The 12,599-nt window shown below is 66.4% G+C and carries 12 protein-coding genes; 6 read left to right on the plus strand and 6 right to left on the minus strand.

The genetic code is table 11. The features are described from left to right. Positions 1 to 29 precede the first annotated feature (29 nt). The gene (locus tag ACTJJX_RS07255) at positions 30 to 1,037 is read right to left on the minus strand and encodes a DUF481 domain-containing protein (protein ID WP_003120892.1); all 1,008 of its coding nucleotides are present in this window, start codon (positions 1,035 to 1,037) and stop codon (positions 30 to 32) included. A 114-nt stretch (positions 1,038 to 1,151) separates the two neighbouring features. Continuing rightward, positions 1,152 to 2,153, minus strand: a complete 1,002-nt coding sequence (locus tag ACTJJX_RS07260; protein WP_016852105.1) for a DUF481 domain-containing protein — start codon at positions 2,151 to 2,153, stop codon at positions 1,152 to 1,154. On the opposite strand from ACTJJX_RS07260, the gene ACTJJX_RS07265 reads away from it, so the two are divergent. Both ACTJJX_RS07265 and ampG read left to right on the plus strand, forming a co-directional pair. Continuing rightward, positions 2,152 to 2,535: an MGMT family protein gene (locus ACTJJX_RS07265; protein ID WP_003112757.1), complete on the plus strand. Its 384-nt coding sequence runs from the start codon at positions 2,152 to 2,154 to the stop codon at positions 2,533 to 2,535. The genes ACTJJX_RS07260 and ACTJJX_RS07265 overlap by 2 nt on opposite strands. 42 nt (positions 2,536 to 2,577) lie before the next feature. Continuing rightward, positions 2,578 to 4,362, plus strand: coding sequence for an MFS transporter AmpG (gene ampG / locus ACTJJX_RS07270; RefSeq protein ID WP_003094076.1), 1,785 nt, complete (start codon positions 2,578 to 2,580; stop codon positions 4,360 to 4,362). A gap of 55 nt (positions 4,363 to 4,417) precedes the next feature. On the opposite strand, the gene ACTJJX_RS07275 is transcribed toward ampG, so the two are convergent. Then, positions 4,418 to 5,254 (minus strand): mechanosensitive ion channel family protein, encoded by an 837-nt coding sequence (locus ACTJJX_RS07275; RefSeq protein ID WP_003094078.1) that lies wholly within the window; start codon positions 5,252 to 5,254, stop codon positions 4,418 to 4,420. Positions 5,255 to 5,486: 232 nt separating this feature from the next. After that, positions 5,487 to 5,966: a YajQ family cyclic di-GMP-binding protein gene (locus ACTJJX_RS07280; protein WP_016852106.1), complete on the minus strand. Its 480-nt coding sequence runs from the start codon at positions 5,964 to 5,966 to the stop codon at positions 5,487 to 5,489. 103 nt (positions 5,967 to 6,069) lie between these two features. Between ACTJJX_RS07280 and ACTJJX_RS07285 the strand changes: the two genes are divergently transcribed. The 4 genes from ACTJJX_RS07285 to ACTJJX_RS07300 are packed head-to-tail and all read left to right on the plus strand — an operon-like array spanning position 6,070 to position 10,848. After that, positions 6,070 to 7,170 (plus strand): GGDEF domain-containing response regulator, encoded by a 1,101-nt coding sequence (locus ACTJJX_RS07285; RefSeq protein WP_003106524.1) that lies wholly within the window; start codon positions 6,070 to 6,072, stop codon positions 7,168 to 7,170. A gap of 36 nt (positions 7,171 to 7,206) precedes the next feature. After that, positions 7,207 to 8,118 (plus strand): putative 2-dehydropantoate 2-reductase, encoded by a 912-nt coding sequence (locus tag ACTJJX_RS07290; RefSeq protein ID WP_003110160.1) that lies wholly within the window; start codon positions 7,207 to 7,209, stop codon positions 8,116 to 8,118. Positions 8,119 to 8,168: 50 nt separating this feature from the next. After that, entirely contained in the window at positions 8,169 to 10,265 is a 2,097-nt protein-coding gene (locus ACTJJX_RS07295; RefSeq protein ID WP_003106517.1) for a sensor histidine kinase, read from the plus strand. A gap of 4 nt (positions 10,266 to 10,269) precedes the next feature. Then, positions 10,270 to 10,848 carry a cob(I)yrinic acid a,c-diamide adenosyltransferase gene (locus ACTJJX_RS07300; RefSeq protein ID WP_003112755.1) on the plus strand — a complete coding sequence of 193 codons (579 nt, stop codon included), beginning with the start codon at positions 10,270 to 10,272 and terminating at the stop codon, positions 10,846 to 10,848. Between the two features lie 70 nt (positions 10,849 to 10,918). On the opposite strand, the gene ACTJJX_RS07305 is transcribed toward ACTJJX_RS07300, so the two are convergent. Further along, positions 10,919 to 11,866: a Nudix family hydrolase gene (locus ACTJJX_RS07305; protein ID WP_003112754.1), complete on the minus strand. Its 948-nt coding sequence runs from the start codon at positions 11,864 to 11,866 to the stop codon at positions 10,919 to 10,921. A gap of 53 nt (positions 11,867 to 11,919) precedes the next feature. Beyond that, complete coding sequence (locus ACTJJX_RS07310) at positions 11,920 to 12,555, minus strand: glutathione S-transferase family protein (RefSeq protein WP_003116203.1); 636 nt, start codon at positions 12,553 to 12,555, stop codon at positions 11,920 to 11,922. Between the last annotated feature and the right edge of the window lie 44 nt (positions 12,556 to 12,599).

The following is a 12,599-nucleotide window of genomic DNA, read 5'->3' on the forward strand; positions in this document are numbered from 1 at the left end:
TATCGCGGGGCTTTTTCGTGCAGGCCGGCTTACCAGCCGACCCCGAGGCCGAAGGTATAGCGGCGCTGGTTGACGTTGCCGTCGTTGCCGCTGAACTTGTCCCATTCCGCCTTCATGCTCAGCGAAGCCCAGCTGGTCAGCTTGTAGCGGATCCCCGCCTCGGTCTGCAGCTCGTAGTCCAGGCCGGATTGCAGCGGCTTGCTGACCTCGCCGTTGGTGAACAGCTCGAACTGCTTGGCCAGCAGGTAGCGGTTGTAGTCCCACTTGAAGCTCGACGAATAGAAGTGCTCCTTCTCGCCATCGGCGAACTCGTAGTCGTTGCGGTTGACCAGGGTGGCGATGGAGAACGCGCCCAGCTCGTTGTCCCAGAACTGGTAGCCGGGGCCGGTACCGACGGTACGCTTCTTCGCCAGGTCCTCGATCATGTCGCGCTTGTAGGCGACCTGGCCCTGCCAGAACCAGTGGTCGTCGATGAAGCGGTCCAGCGCGTACTGGCCGGAATAATTGTCGGTGCTGACCTGGCCGTTCTTCTTCTCGCGGTTGTACTCGCCCTGCACGTTGTGGCGCCAGAGTCCGTGGCGGGCGTTGGTCTTGAAATCGATGTCGTAGTCGGACACATCGTTCTCGGCCTGCTTGCGGTCCAGCGAGAAATCGACGTTGCCGTTCCATACCCAGTCCTGGAGGATCGGCTTGGGCGGCATCATCTGCTGGATGCTGGCCAGCTCCACGGTCTTCGGCTCGCCGTTGACCAGGGTCACCTGGCCCGGCCCGGCGGCCTTGATGCCCTTGGAGTGCTCGCCAGTCTCGGCATCCTGCTTGACCAGCAGGTTCTGCTCGCTCTCGAAGGTGGAGATCTTGTCCCACTTGAGCGTGATGTCGCCGCCATAGTCGGTCTTCAGCAGCAGCTTGCCGCCGTCGAACAGGGTGATCTTGCCGGTAAGGCGGTCACCGTTCTTCATCCAGACCGTATCGGCAAGGGCAGAGGTGGAACTTGCAAGGGCAGCGAGGCACAGCAGGATTCTCGACAACATGAGCACAAATCAACTGAGTTGGGTTCGAAGAGGCCGGCATTATCCAAATGCCGGGCGGCAGAGCAAGGACCGGGGCACGGGCGGTAAAGTTCAGCCGGATCGACCGAAAGGTGAGCCGCGTCACCAGCCGACGCCGACCCCGATCAGGTAATGCCGGTCGGACTGGGTGCCCCCCTCGGTGCGCAACTGGTCCAGTTCATAGAGGAACGAAAGACGCGCCCAACTGTTCAGGCGATAGCGCAGGCCGTATTCGCTGTCGAGCAGGTAGTCGATCCGCTCGATGCCGGGAACCAGCACGGTTCCCTTGCTGTACAGCTCCAGCCGGGTGCCGGCGAGCAGCCGCTTGTAGTCCCACTCCAGCGAATAGGAGGTGAAATCCTCGCGCGGCTGATCGCGCCACTCCAGTTGCCAGCGACTGATCTCGGCGACCAGGTCGAAACGCCCGAGTTCGTCGTCCCAGAACTGGTAGCCGGGGCCGGTTCCCAGCGCGCTCTGGCGCTCCAGGTTGTCGATCGCATCGTGCTTCTGCGAATAGCTGCCGCGCCAGAACCAGTGTTCGCCGAAGAAGCGATCGAGGTCGTAGTCCAGCTCCCAGTTGTCCTCGACCTTGCGCCCGTCCTTCTTTTCCCGCTCCACTTCCCCCGCCAGCACATGGCGCCAGGCACCGTGGCGAAGCCGGGTATCGCCCTTGAGCTTCCATTCGTCCTTGTCGCTGTCGTTGCGCTTGCTATCCAGCTTGACGTCGAGATTGCCCTCCCAGACCAGGTCCTCCACCAGCGGTCGCGGCGGCACCATCTGGCGAATACTGGCCAGCGGGACGGTATGGCTGCCGCCATCGACGATCCGCACCATGCCCTTGCCCGCCGCCTCCAGGGTTCGGCTACGCTGCCCGGATACGCCCTGCTGCTTGATCAGCAGGGGTTTGTCGGAACTGATGGTGTCGATATCCTTCCAATCGATCAGCACCTGGCCGGCATAACGGGTCTTCAGCGCCAGCTTGCCGCCGTCCATCAGCACGATCTCGCCGGACAGGCGGTCGCCGTTGTCCAGCCATACGGTGTCGGCCAGCGCGGGGCCGGCCAGGAGCATCACGACGATTGAACAGAGGGCTCTGAGCGACATGGGCGTTCACAAGGCGGACAGGAAAGGGAAAACCGATGAGCATGCATGGGCCGGCAGCGACCCGGCAAGTGCCCAGGCGCGCCGCGAGGCCCTGTACCTGGTGCTGGCGCAGGTGCCGCCGGGGCAGGTGGTCAGCTACGGGCAACTGGCCGAACTGGCCGGCCTAGGCCGCGCCGCCCGCTGGGTCGGCAGGACGCTCAGCCAGTTGCCGGTGGATACCCGCCTGCCCTGGCATCGGGTTCTCGGCGCCGGCGGTCGCATCAGCCTGCCGGCGGACAGTCCCGGCGGTCGCGAACAACGCGCACGCTTGCGCGAGGAAGGCGTTCTCCTGCACAACGACAGGGTGGACATACGTCGGCATGGCTGGCTTACAGCGAAGTAGAGCGGTTAGAGTGCGCGTTATTTTTTGCGGAACGGTTACCCCATGACTCAGCAATCCTGGCGAGAGGCCCTGGTCGCCTACAAGTCTCCCGCCAGCCTGGCCCTCCTGCTGCTCGGCTTCGCCGCCGGCCTGCCGACCATGCTGGTGTTCAACACCCTGTCGGTGTGGCTGCGCGAAGCCGGCGTGGCGCGGGATACCATCGGTTTCGCCAGTTGGCTGGGGCTGGTGTACGCCTTCAAGTGGGTCTGGTCGCCGATGCTCGACCAGTGGCGCCTGCCCTTCGTCGGCCGTCTCGGCCGGCGCCGTTCCTGGCTGGTGTTCTCGCAGGTGCTGATCGCCCTGGGACTGCTCGGCATGGCCCTGTGCAATCCGCAGAGCCACCTGCCCTGGCTGATCGGCCTGGCCCTGCTGGTGGCGTTCGCCTCCGCCACCCAGGACATCGCGATCGACGCCTACCGCCTGGAAATCGCCGAGGATAGCCGCCAGGCCGCCCTCGCTGCCTGCTACATGACCGGCTACCGCGCGGCGATCCTGCTGGCCAGCGCCGGCGCGCTGATTCTCGCCGAATGGTTCGGCTCCACCAGCCTCAACTACAGCCAGTCGGCCTGGGGCCTGACCTATGCGTTGTTCGCCCTGCTGATCCTGCCTGGGCTGGTCACCAGCCTGCTGATCCGCGAGCCGGCGGTGGACGTGCCGATCCACGTCAACCCGTCGCGTTTCGACTTCAACCACCAACTGCTCTCGGTGCTCCTGCTGCTGATCCTGCTGATCTCGCTGCCGGCGATGATCACCGCCCTCCTCGACCGCGCCTGGCCGCGCGCCGGCCTCTACGCGCTGCTCATGGGGATCTGCCTGTCGCCGTGGGGACGCCAGCAGATCCGCCCGGTCCGCGAACTGCTCGCCACCGTGCGCAGGCCGCTGCTGGTGGCGGCGCGCGGCAAGGAAGTGCCGCTGTTCGATTTCGTCCACCAGGCGGTCTCGGTGATGGTGCTGATCATCCTCCTCGTCACCGTCACCGCCATGTGCCGCGCCTACTACTCCGGCGCCTGGCCGCGCGGCACGCTGTTCCTGCTGATCGCCGCGTCCTGCCTGTCGGCACCCGGACGCCTGCTGATGGCCCCGGTGCTGACGCCGATCACCGAGTTCGTCCAGCGCTATCGCTGGCAGGCCCTGCTGCTGCTCGGCCTGATCTCCACCTATCGCCTGTCGGACACGGTGATGGGGGTGATGGCCGGGGTCTTCTACATCGACATGGGCTTCTCCAAGGAAGTCATCGCCAGTGTCAGCAAGGTCTTCGGCGTACTCATGACCCTGATCGGCGCCGCCGCCGGCGGGGTGCTGATCGCCCGCTTCAGCATCCTCTCCATCCTGTTCATCGGCGGTGCCGCTTCGGCTGCCACCAACCTGCTGTTCGCCATGCTCGCCCAGCTCGGCCCGCTGCACGCCGAGGCCCTGCCCAGCCATGACGTGATCAGCCTGGTGATGGCGCTCGAGCCGCACGTGCTGATGCTGGTGATGACCATCACCCTCGACAACTTCAGCGGCGGCCTCGCCGCCTCGGCCTTCGTCGCCTACCTGTCGAGCCTGACCAACCTGAAGTTCTCCGCCACCCAGTACGCCATGCTCAGCTCGACCATGCTCCTGCTGCCGCGCTTCATCGGCGGCTACTCCGGAACCATGGTCGAGAGCCTCGGCTACGAGCACTTCTTCTACGTCACCGCGGTGATGGGCATTCCCACCCTGCTGCTGATCGGCTGGTTGTGGCTGCGCCGCGCGCCGTCCAGCGAGACGCCGGCGCCGGGACACCAGAACGCCGAGCAGCACTGAGGCGAGAATGAAAAAGGCCGGCATTCGCCGGCCTTTTTCGTGGATCGTACGGACCTCAGTCGGCCATCGCGCCCTGCACAACCTTGACCACCCGCTGCGGGAAGGGAATGCCGATACCTTCCTTGCCCAGCGCGTCGCGGGCCTTTTCGTTGAACATGAACATCACGTCCCAGTAGTCGGCGTTCTTCACCCAGACCCGCAGGGACAGGGTAATCGCGCTTTCGCCGAGATTGGAAACCACCGCCACCGGTGCCGGGTCCTTCAGAACCCGCGGATCGTCGGCCATGGCCAGAAGAATGTTCTGCGCATTCTTCAGATCGGCGTCGTAGTCGATGCCGACGTCGAAGATCACCTTGCGCAGCGGCTCGGCGGAGTAGTTGGTCACCGTTCCGTTGGACAGCGCCCCGTTGGGCACGATGATCCGCTTGTTGTCGCCGCTACGCAGCACGGTGTGGAAGATCAGGATCGAATCCACGGTGCCGGCCACGCCCTGTGCCTCGATCCAGTCGCCGACCTTGAACGGGCGGAACAGCAGGATCAGCACGCCGCCGGCGAAGTTAGCCAGGCTGCCTTGCAGGGCCAGGCCGATGGCCAGGCCGGCGGCGCCGATGGCGGCGACGAAGCTGGTGGTCTGGATGCCGATCATGGAAGCCACGCTGACCACCAGCAGGATCTTCAGGACGATGCTCACCAGGCTGCCGACGAAGCCTTGCAGGGTGCGGTCGACGCTGCGCCTGGCGAGCAGGCCGCCGACCCGGCCGGTCAGGGTGTTGATCAGCCACCAGCCGATCGCCAGGGTCAGCAGCGCCAGGGCGACCTTGCCGCTGTACTCCAGCACGATCGGCAGCCAGGACTCGGTCTGCTGCACCAGTCGGTCGTAGTTCAATTCCATGCATTACCTCCATTTCTCGAAAAAACACCCCTCCCTTCCGCAACGGAAACGGGACGGGCTTGCAGATTCCTGCCCGGACGCCGTGGGGCGACGTTTCCGGGCCTGGATACGAATCGGCGCAGCGCGGACGAACCGACGCTGCGCCGACAGGGGCGGACAACGCGGGAGAGGTCGCGGCGGCGCTACTCCCTATTGCGATGCCCGGGATGGCGAGAGGTTCCGAAAAACCTCGTCAATCGCGGAAGTTGGTGAACTGCAACGGCATGCCGAGGGATTCGCCGCGCAGCAGGGCGATGGCCTCCTGCAGATCGTCACGCTTCTTGCCGGTGACGCGCACCTGCTCGCCCTGGATGGCGGCCTGGACCTTGAGCTTGCGCTCCTTGATCAGACCAACGATCTTCTTCGCCAGGTCCTTGTCGATGCCCTCGCGGAAGTTGACGTCCTGCTTGACCACCTTGCCCGACGGGTAGGCATCCTTGATCTCCATGCACTGGCTGTCGACCTTGCGCTTGACCAGGTTGGAACGCAGGATGTCGAGCATCTGCTCGAGCATGAAATCGGCTTCGGCGGTGAGGGTCACCGACTTGTCCTTGGCTTCGAAACTGCATTTGCCTTTCAGGTCGAAACGGCGATCCAGTTCCTTGATGGTGTTGTCCACGGCGTTGGTCAACTCGTGTTTGTCCAGTTCGGACACCACGTCGAACGAAGGCATGTCATCTCTCCAGATGGACGGCGCGACAGGGTTCACAGACGGAACCGCGCCTGGCTTGACGGTAAAAAATGCCCGCCCATTATAACCGAGCCCTCGCGAGCGAATGCCCGCCGGTGTGGCGGAGACCGACGATTTCTTCCCGATGGCGCGCGCGACCGCGGCCGGGACCCGGCCTCCCGCGACGAACCGGGCCCTTGCCGGCAGCGTACCGGCGCCCATCCTCTTCTCGAGTCCGTTCATGCCCAACCCCGATCTCAGCATCCTGGTCGTCGACGACGCCAAGTTTTCCAGCGCCATGATCGGCCGCGCCCTCAGCCAGGCCGGCTACCAGGACATCCGCTTCGCCAGCAGCGCCAGCGAGGCCCTGCAGCAGCTCGAACAACGCCCGGTCAGCGTGCTCCTGGCCGACTGGCTGATGCCGGAGATGGACGGCCTGGAACTGACCGCCCGGGTCCGCCAACTGGACGAAAGCATCAACCACTACACCTACATCGTCCTGCTCACCGGCAAGGAAGGCGAGAACGTCCTCGGCGAGGCCTTCGACCGCGGCGTCGACGACTTCGTCAGCAAGGCCGCGATGAACGAGCAACTGGTGCCGCGCATCTACGCAGCCGACCGCCTGTGCAACACCCTGCAACGGTTGCTGGTGGAAAACCGCCTGCTCACCGAAAACATCGCGCGGATGGAAGAACGCAACCTGGTGGATACCCTCACCGGCCTCGGCAATCCCCGCTACCTGCGACAGAAGCTGGCCGACAGCCTGCGCCAGGTGGAAACCCGCGGTGGAGCGTTGTGCTACCTGCTGGTCGGCATGCCCGAGGCACCGGTCCTGCGCCAGCGGCACGGCGAGGCCTTCCATCGCGAGCTGCTGCTCGGCGTGGCCAGGCGCCTGCAACAGCTGGTCCGGCCGCTGGATGTGCTGGTGCGCCTGGACGAGCAGCATTTCGCCCTGATCACCCTGGTGGAGGACCTGCACGAATGCTCGTCGAGCAGCTTCAAGCGGCTGCACGACGGGCTCAACCTGAAGGCCTTCAAGACCAGCGAAGGCTTCATCAGCCTGAAAGCCGGCATCGCCATGCTCGGCCTCGACAGCGGGGCATTGCCGCTGGGCATCGACGAACTGCTGCAGCGCACCGAGGCCCTGTTGCCCGATGCCTATGCCAGCGGCAGGATCGCAACCTGCCGGCTACCGGCACTGCGCTAGACTTCGCCCTATCGTCAGCCATTCGCAGTAGCCACCATGACCTGGCATATCCTCGGCGCCGGTAGCCTCGGCAGCCTCTGGGCCGCGCGCCTCGGGCGCGCCGGCCTGCCCGTCCGCCTGATCCTGCGCGACCGCCAGCGCCTGCGCCGCTACCAACAGGCCGGCGGACTGAGCCTGGTGGAAGACGGCCAGGCCAGCCTCTACCCGATCGCCGCGGAAACCCCGGACGGCGGGCAACCCATCCAGCGCCTGCTGCTGGCCTGCAAGGCCTACGACGCGGAGGAAGCCGCCTCCAGCGTGGCCCATCGCCTGGCCGGCAACGCCGAACTGCTGTTGCTGCAGAACGGCCTGGGCAGCCAGCAGGCGGTCGCCGCCCGCCTGCCGCGCAGCCGCTGCCTGTTCGCCTCCAGCACCGAAGGCGCGTTCCGCGATGGCGATTTCCGCGTGGTCTTCGCCGGCCGGGGGCACACCTGGCTCGGCGATCCGCGCGACACAAGCGCCCCCGCCTGGCTGGCGCAGCTGTCCCAGGCCGGGATCCCGCACAGCTGGAGCGACGACATCCTCGAACGGCTGTGGCGCAAGCTGGCCCTGAACTGCGCGATCAACCCGCTGACCGTCCTCCACGATTGCCGCAACGGCGGCCTGCGGCAGCACCCGGAAGAGATCGCCGCGCTTTGCGACGAACTCGGCCAGTTGCTCCACGCCAGCGGCTACGACGCCGCCGCCAGGAGCCTGCTGGAGGATGTCCGGGCGGTGATCGACGCCACCGCGGCCAACTATTCCTCGATGCATCAGGACGTCACCCGCGGCCGGCGCACGGAAATCGGCTACCTGCTCGGCTACGCCTGCCAGCACGGGCAGCGCCTGGGACTACCGCTGCCGCGCCTGGGAACCTTGCTCGCCCGCCTCCAGGCCCATCTGCGCCAGCGCGGTTTGCCCGACCGCTAAAGCGCGTTACCCTGCCCGCCATTCCTTTTCGCCGCGGACCGCCAGAGCCCATGAACCTGCGCCAGCGCCTCGACAACCTGCCCGTAGGGCAGAAACTGCTCGCCGCCCTGCTGATCCTGCTGGCTACCGTGCTGCTGGTGGCCAACCTGGCGTTCATCAGCGCCGCCTACTGGATTTCCCAGGAGAGCGTCGCCCCCCAGGCGATGCAGACCATCGGCCGGCTGATCGCCAACCCGGCGCTAAGCCAGCCGGCACTCAGTTCGCCGCAGACCGCCGAGGTCCTGCTGCGCCAGCTCAACGATTACCAGCCGTTGCGCGCCGCGGCCCTGTACGACAGCAATGGGCTGATGCTGGCCGACCTGCAACGCGGCGACACCCTCAAGCTGCCGGCCCGCCTGGACCGCCTGGAGCACTGGAGGCGCGGCGAGTACCGCCTCAATGCGCTGATCGAACTGCCCCAGGAAAACGCCCGCCCCGGCTACCTGCTGCTGGTGGCCAGCGGTGAACTGCCAAGCGCGTTCTACACCGGAACCCTCACCGCCAGCCTGGCGATCCTCGGCGTCAGCGTGCTGCTCTGGCTGCTGGTGGCGCAGCAGATACGCCGCCTGATCACCCGGCCGATCCGCGATCTCGAGGAACTGTCGCGGCAGGTCACCCGCGAGGAGAACTACGCCCTCCGCGCCCAGCGCGGCAACGGCGACGAGATCGGCCGCCTGGCCGACGCGTTCAACACCATGCTGACCCGCATCGAGGCCCGCGAGCAGCAGCTCAAGCGCGCCCGCGACGATGCCCAGGAAGCGGTCGAGCAGGCCCAGAGCCTGGCCGAGGAAACCCGCCGCTCGAACCGCAAGCTGGAGCTGGAAGTGCAGGTGCGCAGCAAGATCGAGAAGAAGCTCACCGGTTTCCAGCACTACCTCAACAGCATCATCGACTCCATGCCTTCGGCGCTGATCGCGGTGGACGAGCAACTCTACGTCACGCAGTGGAACCAGGAGGCCAGCCAGCTTTCCGGCACCAGCCTGGACGATGCGGTCAACCAGCCGGTGTTCCTCGCCTTTCCCTCGCTCAAGCCGTTCCTTCCGCAGCTCACCCGGGCTGCCGAGAAGCACAGCGTGGAGCGTGTCGAACGGGTCACCTGGGCGCTGATCGACACGCCACGCCACTACGCCCTGACCTTCTACCCGCTGATGGGCGGCACCGGCCGCGGCGCGGTGATCCGCATCGACGACATCACCCAGCGGCTGAGCCTGGAAGAAGTGATGGTGCAATCGGAGAAGATGCTCTCGGTCGGCAGCCTCGCCGCCGGCATGGCCCACGAGATCAACAACCCGCTCGGCGCGATCCTGCACAACGTGCAGAACATCAAGCGGCGCCTGTCCCCGGAGCTGGCGAAGAACGTCGAGCTGGCGGCCGAGGTCGGAGTGCCGCTGGAAGACATCAATCACTACCTCGACGGCCGCGACATCCCGCGCCTGCTGGAAGGCATCCAGCACGCCGGCTCGCGGGCAGCGAAGATCGTCACCCACATGCTCGCCTTCAGCCGCCGCAGCCACCGGCAGATGACCGCTTGCGAACTGCCCGCACTGCTCGAACAGGCGGTGGAAATCGCCGGTAACGACTTCGACCTGGCCGAAGGCTTCGACTTCAAGTCGTTGCAGATCGTCCACGAGTTCGACCCCAACCTCGGCCCGGTGCCGGTGATCGCCAACGAGGTCGAGCAGGTCCTGCTCAACCTGCTGAAGAACGCCGCCCAGGCCATCCACCAGCGCGACGACGAAGAGGAAGGCGAACAGGGCCGGATCGTCCTGCGCACGCGCCTGACGCCGCCCTGGGCGGAAGTCCAGGTGGAAGACAACGGCAGCGGCATGCCCGAACTGGTGCGCAAGCGTATCTTCGAGCCGTTCTTCACCACCAAGGAAGTCGGCCAGGGCACCGGTCTCGGCCTGTCCGTCTCGTATTTCATCATCACCAACAATCACAAGGGCCAGATGGAAGTACGCTCGGAACTGGGCCGCGGCACCTGCTTCAGCATCCGCCTGCCGCTGGAAAGCTCCGAAGCGGTCGCCCCGGCACAAGCCAAGGCCCTGCCGCCCGCTCTGCCGCAACCCGGTAGCAGCCTGCGGCGGGGCGACGAAGAGGAAGGTTGAAACCATGGGCAATCGTTTGTCGAAGATCTACACCCGTACCGGCGACCGCGGCGAGACCGGCCTGGCCGGCGGACGCCGGGTGCCCAAGAGCCATCCACGCATCGAGGCGATCGGCGCGGTGGACGAATTGAACAGCCAGTTGGGCCTGCTCCTTGCCGAGCTGCTGGAAGCGCGTGGCGCACATCCCGGCCTGGAGGAGATCGTCCAGGCGCTGGCGCCGGTGCAACACCGCCTGTTCGACCTCGGCGGGGAGCTGGCGATGCCGGAGTATCGGGCCCTGGACGAGACGGAAGTGGCACGCCTGGAAAGCTGCATCGACCGCTGGAACGACGAGCTGGGCCCGCTGAAGAATTTCATCCTCCCCGGCGGTTCCCGCCCGGTCGCCCAGGCCCATGTCTGCCGCAGCCTGGCGCGCAGTGCCGAACGGCGCTGCCAGGCGCTGGACCAGGAGGAAACGCTGGAGGGCGTCGGCCTGCGCTACCTGAACCGGCTCTCCGACCTGCTGTTCGTCGCCGCCCGCGCCATCGCCCGGCGCCAGGGCGTGGCGGAGATTCTCTGGGAGGCGGCGGCAAAACCGGACTGACGGCGAGCGAGGGCTCGGCATCGAGACGAAAAAAAGGAGGCCGAAGCCTCCTTTTTTCTTCATTCCACCGTCAAAGGCCGCCCGGCCAGAACGCACGGATACCCGCCACGCCCTGGGCTCCATGCTCCCAAGCCTGCTCGGCTTGCTGCGGACCGAGGCCACCCAGCAGGTAGACCGGCTGGTTGAAGCCGGCGATCAGTTCGGCGGCCTTGTCCCAACCCAGCGCCGGCTCGCCGGGATGGCTCTCGGTCGGCTGTACCGGCGAAAGGGTGACGAACTCCACTCCCATCGAGGCAGCCAGGGCCAGTTCCTCCGCGTCGTGGCAGGAGGCGGCCAGCAGGCGCCCTTCGGGGAACGGCCGACCGGCGCTGGCGTATTTGCGCAGTTGAGCGGAGGTCAGGTGCCAACCGGCAGCCGGGAAGTCGCCCAGCCACTCCAGCGGGCCTTTCAGCATCAGTTGCGCCTTGCCGGCGCAGAGTCCCTGGATATCGATGGCGAGATCGCGGTATTCGGGACTGAACATGTTCGGCGCGCGCAACTGGATCAGGCGGATGCCCGCCTCCACCGCCTTGCGTACGCCGCTGATCAGCTCGCCCGGCTCCAATCCGTCCGGGGTGATCAGGTAGTGCGCCGGCAGGCGCGCGGCCTGGACGATCGGCGCGTTGGCGGCGGGGAACTCGTAGTCGGCCAGCTCGCGCGGCTCCACCCAGGCCAGCGGTTGGCCCTCGGCGCCGTGGGCTTCGCCGGAAAACCCGTCGACCTCCCAGACATCGAGCAGGACGTGCTTGTCGGCATAGTCGTGCCGGACCTGGATCAGCGGCCGGGCCCGCTCGACACGGATGCCCAGTTCCTCTTCCAGCTCACGGGCCAACGCCGCGCGCACCGGCTCGCCGTCCTCCACCTTGCCCCCGGGAAACTCCCACAGGCCGCCCTGGTGCTTGTCTTCCGGCCGCCGGGCGATCAGCACCCGGCCATCGGAGCCACGAATCACGGCCGCGGCGACATGTACTCGTTTCACGGATCATCTCCTCGCTACTGCCGTCACGCACCGCCGGAAGCGGCGGACGGCCATCAACTACCGGCCTGCTCGCGCAATGCCGCGTCGTACCAGGCGCGGAACGCAGGCCACTGATAAATCGTCTCGACATAGGTCCGGGCGATATCCGGCAACTCCACCGCATAACTGCGGAAACGCGCCGCCACCGGTGCGTAGAACGCATCCGCCAGGCTGGCGTGGCCGAACAGGAACGGACCGTCCTGGCCGAAGCGCCGCCGGCAATCCGCCCAGGCTTCGCAGATACGTTGAATATCCTGTCGTGTCGCCTCGGACAATTCCACCAATGGCTGCTGGCGCCGCAGGTCCATCGGCAGCTCGCCGCGCAACGCGGCGAAACCGCTGTGCATTTCCGCGCAAACCGAACGGGCCAGCGCCCGCGCCGCCTCGCCGCGCGGCCACAGGTGGGCCTCGGGGAAGCGCTCGGCGAGGTACTCGGCGATGGCCAGGGAATCCCAGATGTCGCCATCCTCGCTTTTCAGCAAGGGCACCTTGCCGGTCGGCGAATATTGCAGGATCCGCTCCCGGGTATCGGGCCGCCCCAGCGGGACGAGGATCTCGTCGAACGCCGCCCCGCTCATGCGCAGGGCCAGCCAGCCCCGCAGCGACCAGGACGAGTCATTGCGATTGCCAATCACGATGGTCAGGGCCATGCGCCTCTCCTCTTCGGCCGCCCGACGCGGACGGCCATGCACCA

This window comes from Pseudomonas sp. 22490, assembly GCF_052044465.1.
Classification (GTDB): Bacteria; Pseudomonadota; Gammaproteobacteria; order Pseudomonadales; family Pseudomonadaceae; genus Pseudomonas; species Pseudomonas aeruginosa.

Bases quoted from the DNA above. Each gene is read 5' to 3' on its own strand.
- ACTJJX_RS07285 (WP_003106524.1), top strand. From the start codon at position 6,070: ATGCCCGCCGGTGTGGCGGAGACCGACGATTTCTTCCCGATGGCGCGC.
- ACTJJX_RS07295 (WP_003106517.1), top strand. From the start codon at position 8,169: ATGAACCTGCGCCAGCGCCTCGACAACCTGCCCGTAGGGCAGAAACTG.
- ACTJJX_RS07290 (WP_003110160.1), top strand. From the start codon at position 7,207: ATGACCTGGCATATCCTCGGCGCCGGTAGCCTCGGCAGCCTCTGGGCC.
- ampG (WP_003094076.1), top strand. From the start codon at position 2,578: ATGACTCAGCAATCCTGGCGAGAGGCCCTGGTCGCCTACAAGTCTCCC.
- ACTJJX_RS07280 (WP_016852106.1), bottom strand. From the start codon at position 5,966: ATGCCTTCGTTCGACGTGGTGTCCGAACTGGACAAACACGAGTTGACC.
- ACTJJX_RS07265 (WP_003112757.1), top strand. From the start codon at position 2,152: ATGGGCGTTCACAAGGCGGACAGGAAAGGGAAAACCGATGAGCATGCA.
- ACTJJX_RS07300 (WP_003112755.1), top strand. From the start codon at position 10,270: ATGGGCAATCGTTTGTCGAAGATCTACACCCGTACCGGCGACCGCGGC.
- ACTJJX_RS07260 (WP_016852105.1), bottom strand. From the start codon at position 2,153: ATGTCGCTCAGAGCCCTCTGTTCAATCGTCGTGATGCTCCTGGCCGGC.
- ACTJJX_RS07275 (WP_003094078.1), bottom strand. From the start codon at position 5,254: ATGGAATTGAACTACGACCGACTGGTGCAGCAGACCGAGTCCTGGCTG.
- ACTJJX_RS07310 (WP_003116203.1), bottom strand. From the start codon at position 12,555: ATGGCCCTGACCATCGTGATTGGCAATCGCAATGACTCGTCCTGGTCG.